Below are 19,857 nucleotides of genomic sequence, written 5' to 3'. Positions count from 1 at the left end.
GGCTGGAAGTACAGGAGATGGTCGTTGTAAGTACCGGCAACGGCTATGAAACGTTGCATCTGGACATCGGGAACGATAATTTTCTGACCACTGCGGGTATCAGTGATATATTGTAAATAACCGACCTTGGACTTGACACGCTTCAAATCGGAGGAACAGGCATGAACAAAAATCAAGTTTCGGATTACCGGAACCTGAATACGCACTTTACGACCTTTCTTGATACATACCTTATATTGCATAGGAACAAAACATCCCAAATGTTCCTTCTCGAGCAGGCGAACGGCGTCCAACTCACGGCGGTAGGTGGCACGCATGGCATACCATAGTGCGGTCTCTTTATCTGCGTCCATTATAATGACCAATACGGATTATTTCAGAAAAGGGTATTCTCTCGGGGCTTTGAAACACTTGCATAAGCTTGAATTTCAATCACTTGCGGACACCTCATGTAAAATACGGCAAGTATTGAGCCCCTCTTGCCAACTGAGTTTCTGTAACTGTACATTACCACATGGGTAAATTACTGTAAACAAACGAGTTGAAACGGAAAAACGTTTTTTAATCGTTCATTTAATGTCCACAAAGATACGGGGTATTTCCGAACTGTGCAAAATGTTTAATAAAAATATTTTTATCGCAATTAATATTTCGTTGTAAATAATTGATATATAACAATATATGTATCTAAAAATATTCTCCCCGGTTTCCATTTCTTTATCAGTTTTTTTTCTCTCTTTTTATTGAAATATCCTGACGTTTTTTAAATGAACGTTTAAAAGACACCCCTGCATTTAGCACATACCATCCTATAATACAACATCTTACAAGATTTTTACAATAAAACAATCCCCCTTTTGTTGCGTATTCCGGCCATTAGCCGTAATTTCGTTATTAATGACACTTTATCCAACGGTAAATACCGGCATAAAGACTTTAAAAATGAAACAGAAAATCAAGAAAACAGCAAGTAAAAAAAACGGCTGTAAACAAAAAGAACAAGAGTAATGGAACTGTCAAACAAAAAGTTAGCACAAGACCCGGACCCACACCGGGAGGGAATATCACAGGAGTATGCGGAGAACGGACGAGGATAGAGAGGGAATTCCTGGCCTCATTCCTTGCGGGGGACATGGGAGTGGACCCAAGTTATGGGACGGCAACGCTATGCAGGTTCCTCACCGGATTGAAAATTCTGGAGACCAGGAACGGGAAACCCTTGTCGTACAACACCATAAAGCAGGACATCACGGAAATAAGGAAGGAATTACTGCGGGAAAAAACCGGTAAGAAACCAAAGGAAAACAATAAAAAGAAATAACAAAAACAACCTATAGAACCGCCCGTAAATATCGGTGGACAACCTGTCACGAAAGGGACGTATCTTTGCAGCACTGTTGCAGGGATAAGGCCAAACCAAGAAAAGATGCCGCTTCTTCCAAAACAAGGCGGCATCTTTTTTTGTGTACTGCCAAACACCTGTTAAACAAGTATTAATTGACCGATTTATAAACAACTAAAAATTGAGAGAATGGCAATGAGTAAAAAGAAAGCCTCACTTCACGGGGCAAAGAGAAAACTCTGGAAAATACGTATCATGACGGAAAAGGGATACACGGAGAACTGTGCGGGATGGATGGTGCAGAGGGTCGAGGAACTCATCGACTACATGCAATACGGGTGCGCGTTGGTGGCGTACCACAGGCAGGACGGCACGTTCAAGCTGGTGAAGGCGACGCTGCTTCCCTACAGGGAAGCGTTCAGGAAAGAGTATGACATACTGAACGTGACGGGAACGGTGGTATACTGGGACATAGACTTGCAGGCATGGAGGAGCTTCCTGATAGAGAACTTCCTGGAGTGGAGACAGGTAGCCGGTTGAAAATGGAAAGACGAAAGTAACGAACCGGATTATAGAATGGAAAACAAAAAATAAAGAGTTGAAGTATGGCAATGAATTATGGGGGAATCATGTATTTCCCGTTGAATGTGAATTTCTTTGAGGACGGCCCCATCGAGTTGGTGGAAGCCAAATACGGGCTCGAGGGGGAAGCGGCGGTAATGAAGCTGCTGTGCAAGATGTACAAGGAAAAGGGATATTACCTCCCGTGGGGGGAAGAGCAATGCACGCTCTTCTCACATAAGACGGGGATTGAGGAAAAACACATGGGGAGTATTGTAAATATCCTGGTGGAGAAAGGGTTCTTCGACAGGGAATGCTATGAGGAACAGCATGTACTGACTTCGGCGGGGATACAGAAGATATGGATGGAGGCCACCAAGCGGAGGAAAAGGGAGACGGGTTCCCTACCCTATCTGCTGGTTGAAAAGGACAACGGAGGTAAAGGGGAGGATAATAACGCCAAGACCGAAAAGGAAGGCAACCAAACGGGAGAAGAAAACAAGCAGACCGGAGGGGGGAATAAACAGGGAAAAGGAAACGGATGCGCGCAAAATCAGAAAAATTGCATGCAGCATGAAGACAATACACCCGCAAATGAAGACAATCCGGGACAAAGTAAAGTAAAGCAAAGTAAAGTAGAGGAAAGCATAGCAGTCAGGGAAGGAGGAAGTCCTGCAGGGAGTCCTTTCCTGCCACCGCCGGGATATGCATACAACAGGCAGACCCATAACTATGACGGGCTGATGTTCACTCTGCAGCAAATGCGTATTACCAACCCGGAAGAGGTTAATGCAATACTCAGGCTGTCTGATTACGGAAGGCTGAGAGGGTATGTATGGCAGGTGATACACTCCACAAGATGGGGAGAAGTGATTGCCAAAGGGAAATACATGGTATCGGCACTCGTGAAGGAAAGGAAGAAAACGGGAAGTTAACATCATTACGGGAAGGAAGTTAACTAAATAAGTGTAAGGAAGTTAACTTAATAAATACTATCAAGTTAACTTAATAGACAGTAAGGAGTTAACTAATTACACATAGATAAGTTAACTTCATTCCGGTAATAGGATGGAGCAATTGAATATGCTTAAAAATGAAATTATCACAAGAAAGAACTATTTTTGCAGAAAAATAAGCAAAATCACATGAAAACGATCTTACTCGTCGTAGGACGAACCGTAGAGCAACACTTTATTACAGCTATCAATGACTATGTACAACGTACCAAACGATATCTTTCGTTTGAGATGGAGGTTATTCCTGAACTGAAAAATACTAAAAGCCTTTCTATGGAAGTACAGAAAGAAAAGGAAGGTGAATTGATATTGAAGGCGCTTCAGCCGGGAGATGTAGTGGTGTTGCTGGACGAGGGAGGAAAAGAAATGCGCTCCATAGAGTTTGCAGACTATATGAAGCGCAAGATGAATACCGTAAACAAACGGCTCGTTTTCGTCATTGGAGGGCCATACGGCTTCTCCCCCAAAGTATATGAAGCCGCACACGAGAAAATGTCTCTTTCACGTATGACGTTTTCACATCAGATGGTGCGGCTCATTTTCGTAGAACAGTTATACCGCGCCATGACGATACTGAATGGGGGGCCCTATCACCATGAATGAACCCAGATATCAAGAGACTATGGATTGCAATAAAGGAGGTATCGCAGGAGTATCACTCTTTATTGCCATAATACGCTCCTTGCCTTCGGGTGTCAACGCAAAATGCATCTGACGCTTGTCAATCTTACCTACTAAACGAGCGACCAGTTTCTTTTCCTCTACCGAACGAATAACTTTGGAAGTATTGGATGCCGACAAGCCCAACGCTTCCGCTATTTCACTGGAAGTCAGTTTGGGATGGTCGAGTAAAGTACAAAGTAACATTCCCTCGTTCAACGAAAGATCATAGCTATGCATAAATTGCGTTTCAAACTCAGCAATAGCCCGATAAATATCACGTATCCTACATAAAGTTTCCATATCATTCTTATATAAATAAATTTACGTTCGCTTTGTCCGCACGTTCCATATAGGTAGCTACCCCACCGATAGTAACATCATCAAGGAGCTCTTCGCGCCGGATGCCCATCATATCCATAGACATTTGACATGCTATAAATTCTACCCCTTGAGCCAATGCCTGTGAACGTAACGCTTCCAAAGAATCTATACCTTTCCTTTTCATCAGAAAACGCATCATCCGGCTACCCATGCCGAACATATTCATCTGCGACAGTTTCAACTTCAGAGAACTCGACGGAAGCATCATACCGAACATCTTTCCAAAAAAATCTTTCGCTACTTTGGGTTTCTGTACTTTTTTCAACACATTCAATCCCCAAAATGTGAAAAAGACCGTGACTTTCTGTCCCGTTGCGGCTGCACCGTTGGCAAGTACAAAAGTTGCCAATGCTTTATCCAAATCGTCACTGAACAAAATCAACGTTTTTCCCCGTCCTCCTGCAGAAGGCATACCGGATGAACAGACACAAGAGCTATCTCCTTTTTCGAGCAACACCGTGTAACGTCCTTTTTCCTCATATTTCTCTATCAGCTTATTTCCGGTGGTATCACACCAAGCAGAAGCATCACGGGCAAAACCGGCATCGGTTGCAATAATTTCCACACGTTCTCCTACAGATATAGAGTCCATTGCCTTTTTCACCTGCATAATGGGACCCGGACATTGCAGGCCACATGCATTAATCTTCAACGGTTCTTTAGTGGAGTTATTCGGAATTTTCGGCATAGAAACAGGAGAAACCTCAACTGTCTCCACCGGTGCCACTGCTGTGGAATAGGTTTTATAACCACCAATCAAATTCAGAGTGTTTTTATAGCCTCGTCCAATCAAAATCCGTTGTGCCAGATAGCCACGCAAACCGACAGCGCAAAACAATACAACCGGTTTATCTGCAGGTATTTCCGATAGGTGTTCACGCATCTCGTCCAGGGGAATATTGATCGCCCCTGGAATTGTACCGAATGAGAACTCCTCAGGAGTACGGGTATCGATCAACATCACTTCATTCTTTTTTGCTACCAGTTCGCGCCAGGAGATAACAGGCATGGCACCACTGATTATATTAGAAGCTACATATCCGGCAATGGCAATAGGATCCTTGGCAGATGAGAAAGGAGGTGCATAGGCATGTTCCGTTTCCATCAGATCATAAACTGTTCCACCATGTTTGATGAGCATGGCAATCTGGTCAATACGCTTATCAACCCCATCGTATCCTACACATTGCGCACCATAGATTTTACCGGTTTTGGGATGGAAAGTAAGTTTCAATGTCAATGGTAACGCATCGGGATAGTAACCGGCATGAGCGGCAGAATGAGTGACAGAACTTTGATATTCCATCCCCCATTGCTTGAGCCGCTTGGCGGCAAGTCCCGTTGATGCCACAGTCATATCAAAAACTTTAGCAATGGAGGTCCCAACAGCACCTTCGTATGAAACAGTATTACCGAATGCCATGTTATCGGCAACAATACGCCCCTGACGGTTAGCGGGGTTGGCCAGATAATTGAGCCATGGTTTTCCGGTCAACGGATGAGGGTATTCAATGGCATCACCTACGGCATAGATATCCTTTACAGAGGTTTCCAAATGTTCGTCTACCCAAATTCCGCCTGTTTCACCGAGTTTCAAACCGGCTTGTTGCGCTAATGCCGTCGCCGGACGTACACCGATAGAGAGTAATACCATATCGGCAGGAATTGTCTTGCCACTTTTCAGGAAAACAGTTATTCCTTTTTCTGTACGCTCGAAGTGTGTGACACCTTCTTCCAGATAAAGGGAAACGCCTTTTTGCGTCAAATGCTGATGGATATAGGTGGCCATGGAAAAATCGATAGGCGCCATGACCTGATTTCCCATTTCGACGACAGAGACGGTAACACCGGCATGGTGCAGGTTTTCAGCCATTTCCAATCCGATAAAACCTGCACCTACCACTACAGCACGTTTTACTTGCTTGTTTGTGATATAAGCCTTGATATGATCGGTATCTTCTACATTACGAAGAGTAAAAATACCCTCGGAATCAATACCTTCTAAAGGAGGTTTCACAGGATTGGCACCCGGAGAAAGCAAAAGCTTATCATAAGTCTCTTCATATTCTTGTCCGTCGGACTTACGAATAACCAAAGTTCTGTTTTCCGGATGAATAGCAATTACTTCGTTCTGTACACGTACATCAATACGAAAACGTTTGCCAAAGGATTCAGGGGTTTGTACCAACAATTTTTCCCGCTCGGTTATAACCCCACCTATATAGTAAGGTAAACCACAATTGGCATAAGAAATGTACCTCCCCTTTTCTAATAAAAGGATTTCAGCCTGCTCATCCGCTCTTCTTAATCGGGCAGCAGCCGTTGCACCACCTGCCACACCACCAATAATTACATATTTCATACTTCTTTGTTTTAAATTTGATGATACAAAGGAAACAATATTTTCCAATATACAATAATTTCCATTGGAAAATAATGTTAAACAAGTAATTTACAATGAAATCAGGGATATTACCAATTCAGTTTGGAAAGGCCGGCAGCTTCATACCATGCAGTGGAGCGATAAGCAGTAGTGGCGGCAGATGTGGGGAAAACAGGAATATAATGAGACATACCACAGGTAGCTTCTTGGGGAAGGGGGAACATAGATTGTATGATACCGGAAAAATTTTTGGGGGTAGACCTCCAATAGATAATAACATCATCAGCAACAGAAGTCCATGCATTCATATCAGCCGAAAGGTATTGCATCAACTGCTTCATATCATAGTATCCTACGTACCCCGAACTATATTTGCTACGTTTATCATAATCAAACAAGTTGCCGTCTAAAAGCGTATTCCGCTCCACTTCGGTAAGGGTTTGTTTCGTCACGGACGCTAATTCTTCCAAAGCGGCACAATTTATTACAGAAACTGAAACCCCACCAGTCCAGTTGGAATTATCACTCGGAATAGCTCCTGTATATTTAGCTTCATAAGGTTCATAATAGGCTTTTCCTATCTCTATACCGACATTCGCTTCCTTAAACATAGCAGGTACAACCTTATCATAGGAGGCACCCGGTCCCGGTATCTCTGTTGGTGAACCAATGATATAATCAGTATACTTACGCAGTTCGTAAGCAACTTCTATTGACTGACCGAAACAGGCATCAAATAATATAAAATCCAGGTGAGGTACTGTTTCGAATACAGAAGCCATATCGGTTATATTCAGATAGTGAGTGCCATCTGTGGTATCTTGCCCTATCCAACGCGTAGAGACATTCTTCTTTACAGGCAGAGGACTGGGTATCCAACCTTCGCCATGCGACCAAATTATCAACCCGTAACTGTCAGCCGGATATTCCGAGAACGCACGTTGTATAACTTCCTGCATCACCGCGGCATCTGTAGATATCTGCTCTTCATATTCCCTGATCGCTTCTTTCTGTACTATTCCTTTCTTATTCTTGTAGATATGATAAAGCGCCGGAGTAGAATATTGTTCATCTGTATATATCAGAAGATTACAACCGGATGCATTGACCTGTTTCATCCCTTCCATCATTTCATTGATATCATCAGCAGAAAACTTCGATAAATTGTTATCCGCCATGATATACGCCAAAACAGTTCGCGTACCTTTCCCCTTTCCCGGTTCAGGATCATCATTATCACACGCGGACAGAAAAAATGTCAGCCCTAACAACAAAAAGAAACAGATACGCAACTTCATGGGAACAGGAGGAATAAAGAATTATTCTTCAGGTTTCTTAAAGGTGAATGACGCCGGATCAATAGCTTGTAGAGACAAGGTAGTCTTTTTATATTTTGCCTTTACTTTCGCGGCTTCTTTCTCTAGTTTAGTTTTGCTTTCGGCAAAATAAATCATACAAGTATAATCAGGTTTATTCAAATCATATTCCAGATAGTTCTTCAGCTGATAGCTGTACATCTCACGTCTAGGTAAAAAATTATTCTTATCCAAAGAAACACTGTCCAACTGCTGGATTTCAGTATAATACACTACTGTATCATTGAAAGATGCCGCTACCCCGAAAGCATAGACCGGTTTATGACCTCCTTTCATAGTGAAAGCCGAACACAAAGTGAATACAAGCGCTACTGCAAATACTATTTTTACGTACTTCATAATAATAATGTGTTAATGTGATGATGCGATAATGTGCTAATTGCTACGCCACAATACAGAATTACCAACCGAGCATTGACATATCAGCATATTAACTCGTTGCAAAGATAGAAAAAAAACCGGCTATCTTTAAAAGACAGACCGGTTTTTAGATTTCTTCTATTTGTCGAAAACTGATATTTCTTATTTATCCCAAATAAGATTTGAGCAATTTACTACGATTACTTTGTCTTAATCTTCTGATTGCTTTTTCCTTAATCTGGCGGACACGCTCACGTGTGAGACCGAATTTGTCGCCGATTTCTTCTAATGTCATTTCTTGTTGTCCGATACCGAAAAACATCTGTATGATTTCTTTTTCCCTATCGGTTAACGTAGAAAGAGCTCTATCAATTTCCCTCGCAAGAGACTCGTTCACCAAAGAGCGATCAGCCATAGGAGAATCGTCGTTGACCAACACATCCAAAAGACTGTTGTCTTCTCCTTCAACGAAAGGTGCGTCCACCGAAATATGACGTCCGGAAACCTTCAACGTATCAGAGATTTTGTCAACAGGGATTTCCAGTTCATCGGCAAGTTCCTCGGGAGACGGGCGACGCTCGTTTTCCTGCTCAAACTTAGAGAAAGCCTTGCTGATTTTATTCAGCGAGCCTACCTGGTTCAACGGAAGACGCACGATGCGCGACTGTTCTGCCAAAGCCTGCAAAATGGACTGACGTATCCACCATACTGCATAACTGATGAACTTGAAGCCACGTGTTTCATCGAACTTTTCGGCAGCCTTAATCAGTCCTAAATTACCCTCGTTAATCAAGTCGGGCAAACTCAAACCTTGGTTCTGGTACTGTTTGGCTACAGATACAACGAAACGCAGATTGGCACGTGTCAACTTCTCCAGTGCAACACGGTCACCCTTGCGGATGCGCTGAGCGAGCTCTACCTCTTCTTCGACAGTAATGAGGTCTTCGCGGCCGATTTCCTGCAAATACTTGTCAAGAGAAGCGCTCTCTCTGTTAGTGATACTTTTTGTAATTTTTAGTTGTCTCATTCTTATAAAACAGATTTGGGTGACAAAGTTACGACAATTTATTTTGATACGAACAATCCTAGCCTAACTTTTTCACCTTATTTATATCTTAATCACCCATAACAAAAAGGATGCCGGCAAATGTTTTACCGGCATCCTCTCTTTTCGTCTTTGTTTGCGATTATTACAACCCTTTGGATTTACAATTGAATAATTTACAATTTGACGATGTACGATTTACGATTAAAGTTACCACATTATATTTTATACTAATACCTAATACTTTACACTTCATAAATCAAAACGAACTTCAATCATCAAATCGTAAATCATCAAATCGTAAAACTTTTTATTCCTGAGTCAAATCAACCGCAAAGTTACCACGTTTACCTGAAGGGAATATACCCGTGAGGAAGAGTACCTGATCGGGAGACTTCACAGCTGCCTTCATCACATTCTCCAAATCTTCTACGGTACGCATTTGCTGGCCGTTAGCTTTCAGGATAATAAACCCTTTACGGATACCGGCATCTGCCATCTTACCATTGGAAACACCGGTAACTTGCAAGCCATAACCTAAATTGAGTTGTTTTTTCAAATCATCGGATACGGGTTTGAATGCTGCACCAAGAATATCCATACCGGCATCTTTCACAACTTTCGTCGTACCTTGTTCGTTCTTCAATGTAACTTCTACAGTCTTTTCCTTCTTGTCACGCATCAGTTTAACTTTCACCTTGTCACCCGGACGATATTTAGCCAAAGCTTCCTGCAAATCGGCGAATTTATGGATAGCTTTATTGTCTATACCGATGATAACATCGTCTACCTTGATATCCGAACCGGCAGCAGAACCACCGTCAACAATTTCACGCACCCAAAGACCATCTACTACACCAAATCTCTTACGGGCATCGCTCTTTATCTCGCTCCATTTCTTACCATCTTTATCGGCAACCTGAGTATCACCCGGTTCTTCGGTAAGGGTAGTGACACTTACACCTAACTTAACACGTTGCACAGTACCGAATTGCTTGATATCGGCAACTACTTTTTTCATGATACTGGTAGGGATAGCAAATCCATAACCGGTATTAGAACCCGTCGGAGAAAACAAAGCTGCATTGATACCAATCAGCTCACCGGCTGCATTTACCAATGCACCGCCACTATTACCCTGATTGATGGCAGCATCTGTCTGAATATAAGATTCGATACTCTTGTCTCCCATACCCAAGGCACGTGCCTTTGCACTGACGATACCGGCAGTTACAGTAGAGGTCAAATTAAAAGGGTTACCTACTGCAAGTACCCACTCTCCTACTTTCAGAGCATCCGAATCACCCACCGGAATTGTCGGGAAATCATCACCTTCAATCTTAATCAAAGCCAAATCCGTTTCTTCATCCGTACCTATGATACGCCCTTTGAACTGACGGTTATCGTTCAAGGTTACACTGATTTCATCTGCACCGGCAATCACGTGATTGTTCGTTACGATATATCCGTCTTTAGAGATAATGACACCTGAACCGAAACCGGTACGTTCCGGAGTCTGTATCTGACGCTTCTGTGTACCGCCACGCCCGCCGAAGAAATCACCGAAGATATCTGCAAAAGGGTCTCTTACCTCTACTTCCTGTACTTTGGAAGCCTGAGTGGAGCGTATATGTACAACAGCATGAACTGAATTTTCTGCCGCTTGTGTCAAATCCACCGGTTGGGCATCGCTCGCACTATAAGAAGCCAAACGCACACTGGGGTTTTGCTCAAACATTTCGCTGAAAGCAGCGGGGCTTTCCTTTTGCAGCATCTTATAGGTGGTGACACCTGCTACCCCCGAACTGAGGATTACGATTGCTGCAACTCCAAGGATGTTTTTTGTTGTCTGTTTCATACTACTTCTATTCTTTTTAAACTGTTAATATTCGAGTTTCATTTAACATTTCGACGTTAAAATAACGACAAAAATCATTCAGTTATTCAGCTTGTCACTTTTTTTTGTTCTCTTTTAACAGTGGATATTTAGAGCTTAACAGCGATTAACGGCAGGGACTGACAAATTAGCATTTATGTACGATTACTGACATGTTAAAAGACTGACATTGAAGACATAAAAAAACTACTGTAATTTCACAACCCCAATACCCGGCAAATCGGGTAACGTTATTTTTCCTCTTACCACCTCCATACCTTTGAAACGATCATTGGCAATCAGCAGACTACCATCCAAATCAGCAAAGTCTACAGCCGGAGAGAATTGTGAAGCCGCAGAAATGGCACAGGATGTTTCCGTCATACACCCCACCATCACTTTCATATCCAATGCACGTGCCAGAGTCACCATCTTCCAAGCTTCACGCATACCCGTACATTTCATCAGTTTGATATTGATGCCTGTAAAAGCACCTCTCAGAGCGACAATATCTTTCAACCGTTGGATAGACTCATCGGCAAACACCGGCAACGGGCTTTGCTGTGTCACCCAAGCAATATCATCCAGCTGTTCTTTCGGCATCGGCTGTTCTATCATGACAATACCTTTTTCTTTCAACCAATAAATCATGTCGAGAGCATGACGCTTATCTTTCCAGCCTTGGTTGGCATCAATGGCAATGGGTAGATCGGTGACCGAACGAATGGTTTCGATCATTTCCTTATCATTCTCCTGCCCCAACTTCACTTTGAGAATATTGAATTGTCCGGCGCATTCTTTTGTTTTTTCACGTACCACATCAGTGGTATCTATACCGATAGTAAAGGTAGTGGAAGGAGCTTTATCTTTATCCAACCCCCAGATTTTGTACCACGGCGCTTGCAATAGCTTACCCACAAGATCGTGCAGAGCAATATCTACCGCCGTTTTTGCGGCGGTATCACCCGGTGAAAGACTATCTATATAAGTAAGGATATCTTCCAGTTGAAAAGGATCTGAAAATTGTCCGATAAGATTCTGTACTCTTTTCAGGAAGGCCATCACGCTATCCATCGTACCCAATTCGCGTTGCAGATAGGGAGGCATGGAAGCTTCACCATACCCAATAATACCGTCATATTCTATTTCTACCTGCACATCGGGAGTAGTAGTTCGTGAGTAAGTGGCAACGGTAAATACATGGCGTAACTTCAATTCATAAGGGAAGAAACGTAATTTCATCTTGGGTATCACACCGGATTTACGGTTGATATTGAACCAAGCGGAACCTTTATTCTCTCCGGCAAAGATATTATGAACAACCATGCCGGAACCAAGTGCGGCAAAGACAGTGGTCTTCAGGAAATCTCTTCTGTTTTGCATAACATACATGTTCTTGATTGAATTATAAATAATAAATTAGGGACATAGCGTCCTCATTTATAATATTCATTAGTATCCGTTGTATTAAGCTCCACTTCCTTATTTATAAACGGCAATACGCGTGTTGCAAACAAAAGGCGATTGAGGTTGTATCCATCAAACAACTCATCAGCCGGGTCAAAACTACTAATATGCACATCACCTTGAGAATGAATGAAGCGTTTATTACCGATATACATTCCGACATGTATGATGCGTTCTTTGCGTTCAGGGGTTGCCTCACTTCCAAAGAAAACTAAATCTCCCGGTTGGAGGTTACTAAAATCGGAGGTTATATCGATATGTTCACCCACATATGCCTGCTGGGAAGCGTCACGGGGAATAATAATATCATGCATGAAAAGAATGGTACGTATGAAACCACTACAATCTACACCTTTGGAAGAAGTGCCCGCCCAAAGATAAGGTATCCCCATCAGGGTATGAGATGTACGAATGATGCTACCGGCATCCTGCTTCAAGCTAGCACGCCATTTGTTTTCGGGCATGGAAACAGATTTGGGGATATATCCTTCACGACCATCAGGATAAGCCACTTTATAGAAAGCACCTTTTGTTCCTTTCCATCTCAGTCGATTACCGGCTACCACATCAGAAACGGTTTGGGAGTCCCGATTGGGTTGGGAATATACAAAACCGTAATGCGAAGTTACTACGATTTTTTCCGCACTGTTCCAGACAGCCAGTTCCGCTTTGGTTACAGGATGAACTCCAACGCGATGAATCCACGCGATGTAATTGTCCGGTGTTTGAATACGATACCAACCATCACGTTGCAAGATACGTACCGGCATACCCATCAATCCCTGAGTCACCATTTCTGAAGAGAAGTCAGGCTTAATATGAAGATTGGAGACTGATATATTGAGAATGCCATAGGTTTTGCTTTCTAATTCTTTTTCATCAGGAAGTAGTTGTAAACAATCCATCACTTTGTAATTTGCTTTCGCCAATCCATCAAGTAAAGCCGCTTTCGCCTCAGGAGAGGTTGTAACACCGCGCAACATCACATTCTTTCCCGAGAAAGAATAGTCTACATCAAACAAAGCTACACGTTTGTCCGGTGCGAATTTATGTTTTAAACTGTCAGAAAGTTGAGCTACTTCCACAGGAATTGTACGATCACCAACTTCTGATGCGACAGCAAAAAGGGAAATAAACAGTGATACGGTGAAAAAAAAGGATAGTTTTTTCATTAATTCAATTGATTTGGAGTTATTAGTATTAGCAAAGCTACAAATATACTCCGGAAGATATACATATTTTCAAGTATTTTAAACAATTAATAAAATCAAGACAACGATAACTCAGCAGGTAAGGAATTAACTCACGAATTATCCGAAAGTTTTTCGTCCTCTAATCTAAAATTGCTATCTTTGCATCCCATAAAGCAGTTGGTCGGTCTGTCGCTTGCGTCTCGTACGTATGAGGAAAGTCCGGGCAACATAGAGCATCCTACTTCCTAACAGAAAGCTGTCCGTGAGGGCAGAGTAACATAGAAGAAAATAACCGCCAGAGCTTTCGAGCCATGGTAAGGGTGAGAAGGTAGGGTAAGAGCCTACCAGTCTTGTGGTGACACAAGGGCTGTATGTCTTAGGAGTTGTAAGGTCATGTAAACCGGCGTAATGAGAGTTGCTCGCTCCATGTCGGAGGGTAGACCGCTAAAGCCTGTATGGTGACATGCGGCTCAGATAAATGACAGACACTTCTTCAATGAAGAATGTAATAATTAAGAATGAATAATTCCAAAGAAAGACATCTTTATGAACAGAAGAACAGAACCCGGCTTACAGACCGACTGCTTTTTCTTTTAAAGTAATTTGAATTTGCTTCACTATGAACCAGCGTATTGCAGCCCTTTGGAAGTTCCTGACTTACGACATTTGGCGTATCACGGAAGATGAAGTCAACAAAACGACCTTCTCCTTATATAATATTATCAAGACTGTTTATCTCTGTATCAACCGTTTCACGAAAGACCGGATTGTAAACAAAGCCTCTGCTTTGACCTACAGTACACTACTTGCCATTGTCCCTATTTTAGCCATCCTATTTGCCATTGCGCGTGGTTTCGGTTTTGATAATTTGATGGAAAATCAAATCATTATCGGCTTTGGCGGTCCGTCGGAAACAACGGAGATAATTTTCCAGTTCGTCAACTCTTATTTGTCGCAAACAAAAAGCGGAGTATTCATCGGAGTTGGTTTAATCATGTTGTTTTGGACAGTACTCAATCTGATTAACAACATGGAAATCACCTTTAACCGTATCTGGCAAGTAAAGAAAGCACGTAGCATGTATCGCAAAATTACCGACTATTCGTCCATGCTTCTGTTGATACCTATTCTATTGGTAGTATCCGGAGGTCTTTCCATATTCATGAGTACGATGTTGAAGAATGTAGAAGACTTCACCCTACTCGCCCCTATCGGAAAGTTCTTAATCCGCCTCATTCCTTTTGTGTTGACCTGGTTAATGTTTACTGCCCTGTACGTCTTTATGCCTAATACAAAAGTAAAACTGAAACATGCACTTATATCGGGTATCCTCGCCGGTACGGCACATCAGGCTTTCCAGTTCCTTTATATCAGTAGCCAGTTGTGGGTATCGCGTTATAACGCCATTTACGGTAGTTTCGCAGCTCTCCCCATGTTTCTGCTGTGGATGCAAATTTCCTGGACAATCTGTCTTTTCGGTGCAGAACTGACGTATGCCGGACAGAACATCAAGAACTTCAGTTTCGACAAAGATACACGTAATATCAGCCGTCGTTATCGCGATTTTATCTCCGTACTCATCATGTCACTCATAGCTAAACGCTTTGGAAAAGATAAACCACCCTATACCGCCGAAGAAATATCCGAAGAATGCCAGATACCTATACGCCTGACTAATCAAACTCTCTATGAGTTGCAGGAAATCAACCTGATACACGAAGTGGTAACTGATGAAAAGAGCGAAGATATTGCTTATCAACCATCTATGGATATCAATAAACTGAATGTGGCACTCCTTATAGACAGGCTGGATACACACGGTTCGGAAGACTTCAAGATCGATATAGATGAAGAATTCCACGGTCAATGGAATATTTTAATGAAAGCGCGGGAAGAATATTACAAAAGCGCCAGTCAGGTATTACTGAAGGACTTATAAAACCCTAATAGTGGTTATATGAAATAACTTTGTCTTTCGGTTTCCGTGACTTTTTCCGCTTTTCCTTCAACGGATATCCGATAGCTATATCGAGTAACAAACGTTTATGGACTGGAATGCCGGTGAGTTTCTTTATCTCTTTCTCATCGAACCAACCCATGATACAAGATCCTAACCCTTCATCTTCCGCCGCCAATGTAATATGCGCAGCAGCAATACCTATATCTATTAATGGAAAATATTTATCCTTGATTTTAGCACCCAGAAAAGCTGTGACGTTCATCGATTCTTCTACTACTAAAATATGGATAGGAGCCTCTTTGGCAAACTTATTCATTCCCAAACCAGCACTAGCCTTACCCACTTTGACAGAAAGTTCCGGATCTGTAATTACCACAAACCGCCAAGGTTGGGCATTACAAGCAGAAGGTGACAAACGGGCAGCCTCCAATATGCGTTCCAATTTCTCCATTTCTACAGAGCGAGACATATCGTAAGCACGATCGCTCTGCCGGGAGACGGCTAATTGCAAAAAATCGGTCATGAGACAAGTTTTTTTATTTATATTGAATCATCCGGCTGATATATTTACCAATAATATCGAACTCCAGATTTACCACACTACCTATCTTAAAAGTATGGAAATTAGTATGTTCAAAGGTATAGGGAATAATAGCGACCTGGAAAGTATCGTCCGTAGGATTACATACCGTCAGACTGACACCGTTTACCGTTACAGAGCCTTTGTCTACAGTTATATAACCTCGCGTTGCCATTTCCTTATCAAAAGCGTAACGGAAAGTAAAGTAATAACTACCTTCTGCATCCTTTATATCAATACATGTTGCAGTCTGGTCTACGTGTCCTTGTACGATATGCCCATCCAAACGACCGTTCATCATCATACTACGTTCAACATTCACTTTATCCCCTACTTTCAATAAGCCGAGATTGGAACGGTCTAAAGTCTCTTTCATGGCCGTCACTGTATAAGTGTCATCCGTCATGCTGACAACAGTCAGACATACACCATTATGAGAAACACTCTGGTCGATTTTTAATTCATTTACGAATGAGCACTTGAAAGTGAAGTGCACATTTTCCTGGTCTTTAACCATCGCCACCAACGTAGCACATTCTTCTACTATTCCGGAAAACATAACTTTATCTATGATTGAACTGTATTACAATTGAGAAAATCTTTTGGCAAAGATACGAAAAAGGGAATTACATATAAAGAAAAAAAGGAAGCTTTTATTCCTATACTTAAAATCAATATTTTAACAAAAATGGTGCTAATAACGGTGTCCGTTTATATGGCAAAGATAGAGTTTTTTTCTTTTATATTAAAAAATCTTCGTACCTTTGTGCCAACATTTTAAGATAACGAAGAGCGTTTAGTATAATCCTTGGTATCGAAATCGCCAATTTCAAACTATCACAAGGATACACTAAATGCTCACGCACCTATATGGGGCGTGGGCTATTGTTGTGTATTGTGATAGGAGCGTTTGGCGATGCTTGATACCGATATATTAACAGTGCCTGCGCTCTTTCTTTTTATATTAATCGTTCGGTTGGGTCTGTCGAACACACAAAATCTTATTTTATATGAAAAAGAAATTTATTGATGTGGTTCAAATGTCATTTATGGCTATTGCAGCCTTTATTGCACTGACATTTACGGCTTGTAGTAGCGATGATGACGCAGAGGGAGATAATAATGGCAGTATGGTGTCTGTAAAACATGCCGCTACGGGTACAATCAACAACTATCATGTTATCAGAGCCGATTACATGGACTATTCAGCGAGTTCAATTGCTCCGAGTAACGAAATTACTTTTAGAACCGTATTTTCAGAGGATAAAGATGATTTAACGGGATATTATTTTCAATTTCACATTGAACAATACAAAGACACAGAAAGTAATCAAATCAAAGAATTTACAAACATAAGCGACTTAAAAGCAGGTACTCACTTAGTTGTTTCCACAAAGCGTCTATTTTACTTTTTAGAAGGAAGCATGAGTGATGAAGAAACCTATGGCGCGTCAAAGCCCAACGGAGACATAATCGTAAAGAGTATTAATGGTAAAAACTTAACACTTGAACTTAAAAACTTTAGTTTTACCAACTATGGGGCAAAAGCCGAAACAATAATCAACGGAACAATACAATACATTCCCGATTAAAGTATAACACAAAAAGTCTCCAAATGGAGACTTTTTTTATAACCCAAACTCTTTTTTAAGACGCTGAACTGTTGAGGCTGACACATCAGTCAATTTCGCCACCTTTCGCACTGATAAGCTTTGTCGAAGCAATTTAATCACCTCTTTATACTCTTCTTTCTTTTTGTCTACACTTTTCGTACTGCCTATCTTCCGTCCAAGCTGCCCACCTTTGGCAATATACTGCTGCCGTCCCGAATTAAGACGGAATTTAATGTTCTCTCGCTCCAATTGTGCACAGGTTGACAAGGTTGCAAGCATAATGGGCGCAAACATGGACGGTTGTTTATCATCATCAAGCAGTGTAAACTTTTCTTTCTGCATGAAAAGATTTATCTTATCATCCACAAGCCCTTTAACGGTTTCCAACACCTCAAAGGCATTACGTCCCAATCTGCTTAACTCCGACACCAACAGCATATCAATATGCTCCGTCTGACAATACTCCAAAGCCTCAACGAGAACAGGGCGTTCCGCATTTTTCTTTGCCCCACTTACCTTTTCTTTAAATATTTTTACAACTTCCATTTTAGCATATTCGGCATAGGCTTTCAAGTCTGCCACTTGTCTATCGGTGGTTTGTCTATCAGTAGTTGAACTAACACGTGCATATATTATAGCTCTCATATATTGACTTTTTAATTATACCACAAAAATAGTTCTTTTCTTTATTGTATGCAAATTAATCAAAGAATATTTTGAATACAATTTAAATGTATTCTTTTATATCATCATAGATTTATTTGAATACAATTATTATTTGAATACATAATAATATAATGCTACGCATTTTGTACCATATAAAACTTTAATCTATAATTAATTAAATCAAGAAAGGCTACTTTTGCAGGGGGCTTTGCTAATACCCCCATCAAAAGCGACCTTAGTATCAAAGTTGAAAAATTGATACTCCCTTTCCATTATAGCGAAAACGCAATAATCTATTGGAAAAATAATATAGCATATCAAAGAGCAAATCTTGACTTTGCGATTGTGATGCCAACGTAGCCATTAGTAATTCATCGGGGACAGCTTCACCTTTCCATTGATAAAACTCTTTCAAATGCTCATTCTTTATCGTCAACTCTACCCGATAGTCTTTATCTTTAAGCCCGTTCCATTGCGGTATATACTTTTTGTTTGATTTTTCCAACTCTCTCTTCTTATCATATATTTTTAATGATAGTCCGTCTTGTTTCTTGGGATTTATACAAATAGTTAAAGTCCTTAAACGACATTGGTCTCCCGTTTGTATGTGCAAAATTTCATCTAACACTTCTTTCTTGTCTAAACGCGCCTTTCCGTTTAATATCACCTCATAATCATCATTAAACTGCGCATGTTTGATTTTCTTCGCAAAATTAATATTTGTATCTAATGCCACGTGCAAATCCGTAATGTTGTTGAGGCTTAATCCTAATTCATCCGCAATATAGTCCACACAAGCCAACCAATTACATTTACCACTGTCATATATGCCAAATACCTCATAGAAGGCCCAATTCTCTATGTATAACCACACATAGTTAACTTTATCATCCCCCATGCTACGCAGTTTTGTTTTTAATGTAGCGAATTTCCTTTCAACGAAGCCGTGTCCGGCTTCGCCGAAAGGAAACTTAATCATTACATGAAAACTATTGGCAAACAAAGCCTCATCACTTGGCACACGTACAAGCGTAAAACTATTATCACTGTCTTCCAATTTATCATATTCATTCAATTTCCTTATAACTTCATCCGTTGCCCGATAGCAAAGGGTCAACTTATCAATGCTTATTATACTCTTTTTCTTTCTCATGCCTTTCTGATTTTACTCTGTTATTTTTATGATATTCTTTTAGGGAAGCACTAAGATGTTCTTTATGCTCCTTAGTCTTCTTCAAGCATTGAAGACTTTGGGAAATGTTTTTGCAATGGGTTGCCGATTTCTTTCGTCCTCGCAGGCGCATACTAATTTTCTTTTTGGTTTCTTCTTTCATATACTACTCATTATATTATATATAAATAAGTAGTTAGATAA

20 protein-coding genes and 1 other RNA gene are annotated in these 19,857 nt (G+C 41.2%); 7 read left to right on the top strand and 14 right to left on the bottom strand.

From position 1 onward, the window contains the following. Positions 1-353 (bottom strand): UpxY family transcription antiterminator (locus tag DXC10_RS12460; protein WP_117737951.1); only part of this gene is annotated, 353 nt, incomplete at its 3' end. Between the two features lie 721 nt (positions 354-1,074). Between DXC10_RS12460 and DXC10_RS12455 the strand changes: the two genes are divergently transcribed. The 4 genes from DXC10_RS12455 to rlmH all read left to right on the top strand — a co-directional run bounded on the left by DXC10_RS12455 (position 1,075) and on the right by rlmH (position 3,522). Then, complete coding sequence (locus DXC10_RS12455) at positions 1,075-1,290, top strand: hypothetical protein (RefSeq protein ID WP_158557854.1); 216 nt, start codon at positions 1,075-1,077, stop codon at positions 1,288-1,290. Positions 1,291-1,531: 241 nt separating this feature from the next. After that, a complete protein-coding gene (locus DXC10_RS12450; RefSeq protein WP_101543378.1) occupies positions 1,532-1,882 on the top strand; it encodes an SH3 beta-barrel fold-containing protein in 351 nt (116 codons plus the stop codon). Between the two features lie 65 nt (positions 1,883-1,947). Continuing rightward, complete coding sequence (locus DXC10_RS12445) at positions 1,948-2,838, top strand: DUF4373 domain-containing protein (protein ID WP_117737950.1); 891 nt, start codon at positions 1,948-1,950, stop codon at positions 2,836-2,838. 210 nt (positions 2,839-3,048) lie between these two features. Continuing rightward, positions 3,049-3,522, top strand: coding sequence for a 23S rRNA (pseudouridine(1915)-N(3))-methyltransferase RlmH (rlmH, locus tag DXC10_RS12440; RefSeq protein WP_117737949.1), 474 nt, complete (start codon positions 3,049-3,051; stop codon positions 3,520-3,522). A 9-nt stretch (positions 3,523-3,531) separates the two neighbouring features. Here the strand turns inward: rlmH and DXC10_RS12435 are convergent, their stop codons facing one another. The 8 genes from DXC10_RS12435 to DXC10_RS12400 all read right to left on the bottom strand — a co-directional run bounded on the left by DXC10_RS12435 (position 3,532) and on the right by DXC10_RS12400 (position 13,642). After that, positions 3,532-3,882, bottom strand: a complete 351-nt coding sequence (locus DXC10_RS12435; protein ID WP_101543372.1) for a MarR family winged helix-turn-helix transcriptional regulator — start codon at positions 3,880-3,882, stop codon at positions 3,532-3,534. A gap of 7 nt (positions 3,883-3,889) precedes the next feature. Next, positions 3,890-6,325, bottom strand: a complete 2,436-nt coding sequence (locus DXC10_RS12430) for an FAD-dependent oxidoreductase (RefSeq protein WP_117737948.1) — start codon at positions 6,323-6,325, stop codon at positions 3,890-3,892. A gap of 110 nt (positions 6,326-6,435) precedes the next feature. After that, positions 6,436-7,644 (bottom strand): clostripain-related cysteine peptidase, encoded by a 1,209-nt coding sequence (locus DXC10_RS12425; protein WP_117737947.1) that lies wholly within the window; start codon positions 7,642-7,644, stop codon positions 6,436-6,438. Between the two features lie 21 nt (positions 7,645-7,665). Next, a complete protein-coding gene (locus tag DXC10_RS12420) occupies positions 7,666-8,061 on the bottom strand; it encodes a hypothetical protein (RefSeq protein WP_101543365.1) in 396 nt (131 codons plus the stop codon). A gap of 187 nt (positions 8,062-8,248) precedes the next feature. Further along, the gene (locus DXC10_RS12415; RefSeq protein ID WP_002561589.1) at positions 8,249-9,109 is read right to left on the bottom strand and encodes an RNA polymerase sigma factor RpoD/SigA; all 861 of its coding nucleotides are present in this window, start codon (positions 9,107-9,109) and stop codon (positions 8,249-8,251) included. A 328-nt stretch (positions 9,110-9,437) separates the two neighbouring features. Continuing rightward, positions 9,438-10,985: a trypsin-like peptidase domain-containing protein gene (locus tag DXC10_RS12410; protein WP_101543363.1), complete on the bottom strand. Its 1,548-nt coding sequence runs from the start codon at positions 10,983-10,985 to the stop codon at positions 9,438-9,440. 225 nt (positions 10,986-11,210) lie between these two features. Next, positions 11,211-12,386, bottom strand: a complete 1,176-nt coding sequence (locus DXC10_RS12405) for a dipeptide epimerase (RefSeq protein ID WP_117737953.1) — start codon at positions 12,384-12,386, stop codon at positions 11,211-11,213. Positions 12,387-12,439: 53 nt separating this feature from the next. Beyond that, positions 12,440-13,642, bottom strand: a complete 1,203-nt coding sequence (locus tag DXC10_RS12400; RefSeq protein ID WP_117737946.1) for an NlpC/P60 family protein — start codon at positions 13,640-13,642, stop codon at positions 12,440-12,442. A 194-nt stretch (positions 13,643-13,836) separates the two neighbouring features. Here DXC10_RS12400 and rnpB point away from each other — a divergent pair. After that, an RNA gene (gene rnpB, locus DXC10_RS12395) (RNase P RNA component class A) lies at positions 13,837-14,252 on the top strand. A gap of 30 nt (positions 14,253-14,282) precedes the next feature. Further along, positions 14,283-15,602, top strand: coding sequence for a YihY/virulence factor BrkB family protein (locus DXC10_RS12390; RefSeq protein WP_101543360.1), 1,320 nt, complete (start codon positions 14,283-14,285; stop codon positions 15,600-15,602). A gap of 4 nt (positions 15,603-15,606) precedes the next feature. Here DXC10_RS12390 and DXC10_RS12385 read toward each other — a convergent pair whose 3' ends face one another. Together DXC10_RS12385 and DXC10_RS12380 are read right to left on the bottom strand one after the other, a co-directional pair. Continuing rightward, positions 15,607-16,146 carry a nitroreductase family protein gene (locus DXC10_RS12385; RefSeq protein ID WP_101543358.1) on the bottom strand — a complete coding sequence of 180 codons (540 nt, stop codon included), beginning with the start codon at positions 16,144-16,146 and terminating at the stop codon, positions 15,607-15,609. A 13-nt stretch (positions 16,147-16,159) separates the two neighbouring features. Further along, positions 16,160-16,762, bottom strand: coding sequence for a riboflavin synthase (locus tag DXC10_RS12380; protein ID WP_101543355.1), 603 nt, complete (start codon positions 16,760-16,762; stop codon positions 16,160-16,162). A 451-nt stretch (positions 16,763-17,213) separates the two neighbouring features. Between DXC10_RS12380 and DXC10_RS12370 the strand changes: the two genes are divergently transcribed. Beyond that, on the top strand, positions 17,214-17,795 hold the full coding sequence (locus tag DXC10_RS12370; protein ID WP_117737944.1) for a hypothetical protein: 582 nt from the start codon (positions 17,214-17,216) through the stop codon (positions 17,793-17,795). A 36-nt stretch (positions 17,796-17,831) separates the two neighbouring features. Here the strand turns inward: DXC10_RS12370 and DXC10_RS12365 are convergent, their stop codons facing one another. The 3 genes from DXC10_RS12365 to DXC10_RS12355 all read right to left on the bottom strand — a co-directional run bounded on the left by DXC10_RS12365 (position 17,832) and on the right by DXC10_RS12355 (position 19,816). Further along, complete coding sequence (locus tag DXC10_RS12365) at positions 17,832-18,461, bottom strand: recombinase family protein (RefSeq protein ID WP_117737943.1); 630 nt, start codon at positions 18,459-18,461, stop codon at positions 17,832-17,834. Between the two features lie 262 nt (positions 18,462-18,723). Beyond that, a complete protein-coding gene (locus tag DXC10_RS12360; RefSeq protein ID WP_147331306.1) occupies positions 18,724-19,635 on the bottom strand; it encodes a hypothetical protein in 912 nt (303 codons plus the stop codon). Beyond that, entirely contained in the window at positions 19,604-19,816 is a 213-nt protein-coding gene (locus DXC10_RS12355; RefSeq protein ID WP_117737941.1) for a hypothetical protein, read from the bottom strand. Before DXC10_RS12355 ends, DXC10_RS12360 begins: the two co-directional genes overlap by 32 nt. Between the last annotated feature and the right edge of the window lie 41 nt (positions 19,817-19,857).

This window comes from Bacteroides sp. OM08-11, from assembly GCF_003438665.1.
In the GTDB taxonomy this organism is placed as follows: Bacteria; Bacteroidota; Bacteroidia; order Bacteroidales; family Bacteroidaceae; genus Bacteroides; species Bacteroides cutis.
This window is presented reverse-complemented; position numbering and strand designations above follow the sequence as displayed.

Bases quoted from the DNA above. Each gene is read 5' to 3' on its own strand.
- DXC10_RS12455 (WP_158557854.1), top strand. From the start codon at position 1,075: ATGCGGAGAACGGACGAGGATAGAGAGGGAATTCCTGGCCTCATTCCT.
- DXC10_RS12450 (WP_101543378.1), top strand. From the start codon at position 1,532: ATGGCAATGAGTAAAAAGAAAGCCTCACTTCACGGGGCAAAGAGAAAA.
- DXC10_RS12445 (WP_117737950.1), top strand. From the start codon at position 1,948: ATGGCAATGAATTATGGGGGAATCATGTATTTCCCGTTGAATGTGAAT.
- rlmH (WP_117737949.1), top strand. From the start codon at position 3,049: ATGAAAACGATCTTACTCGTCGTAGGACGAACCGTAGAGCAACACTTT.
- DXC10_RS12435 (WP_101543372.1), bottom strand. From the start codon at position 3,882: ATGGAAACTTTATGTAGGATACGTGATATTTATCGGGCTATTGCTGAG.
- DXC10_RS12430 (WP_117737948.1), bottom strand. From the start codon at position 6,325: ATGAAATATGTAATTATTGGTGGTGTGGCAGGTGGTGCAACGGCTGCT.
- DXC10_RS12425 (WP_117737947.1), bottom strand. From the start codon at position 7,644: ATGAAGTTGCGTATCTGTTTCTTTTTGTTGTTAGGGCTGACATTTTTT.
- DXC10_RS12420 (WP_101543365.1), bottom strand. From the start codon at position 8,061: ATGAAGTACGTAAAAATAGTATTTGCAGTAGCGCTTGTATTCACTTTG.
- DXC10_RS12415 (WP_002561589.1), bottom strand. From the start codon at position 9,109: ATGAGACAACTAAAAATTACAAAAAGTATCACTAACAGAGAGAGCGCT.
- DXC10_RS12410 (WP_101543363.1), bottom strand. From the start codon at position 10,985: ATGAAACAGACAACAAAAAACATCCTTGGAGTTGCAGCAATCGTAATC.
- DXC10_RS12405 (WP_117737953.1), bottom strand. From the start codon at position 12,386: ATGCAAAACAGAAGAGATTTCCTGAAGACCACTGTCTTTGCCGCACTT.
- DXC10_RS12400 (WP_117737946.1), bottom strand. From the start codon at position 13,642: ATGAAAAAACTATCCTTTTTTTTCACCGTATCACTGTTTATTTCCCTT.
- DXC10_RS12390 (WP_101543360.1), top strand. From the start codon at position 14,283: ATGAACCAGCGTATTGCAGCCCTTTGGAAGTTCCTGACTTACGACATT.
- DXC10_RS12385 (WP_101543358.1), bottom strand. From the start codon at position 16,146: ATGACCGATTTTTTGCAATTAGCCGTCTCCCGGCAGAGCGATCGTGCT.
- DXC10_RS12380 (WP_101543355.1), bottom strand. From the start codon at position 16,762: ATGTTTTCCGGAATAGTAGAAGAATGTGCTACGTTGGTGGCGATGGTT.
- DXC10_RS12370 (WP_117737944.1), top strand. From the start codon at position 17,214: ATGAAAAAGAAATTTATTGATGTGGTTCAAATGTCATTTATGGCTATT.
- DXC10_RS12365 (WP_117737943.1), bottom strand. From the start codon at position 18,461: ATGAGAGCTATAATATATGCACGTGTTAGTTCAACTACTGATAGACAA.
- DXC10_RS12360 (WP_147331306.1), bottom strand. From the start codon at position 19,635: ATGAGAAAGAAAAAGAGTATAATAAGCATTGATAAGTTGACCCTTTGC.
- DXC10_RS12355 (WP_117737941.1), bottom strand. From the start codon at position 19,816: ATGAAAGAAGAAACCAAAAAGAAAATTAGTATGCGCCTGCGAGGACGA.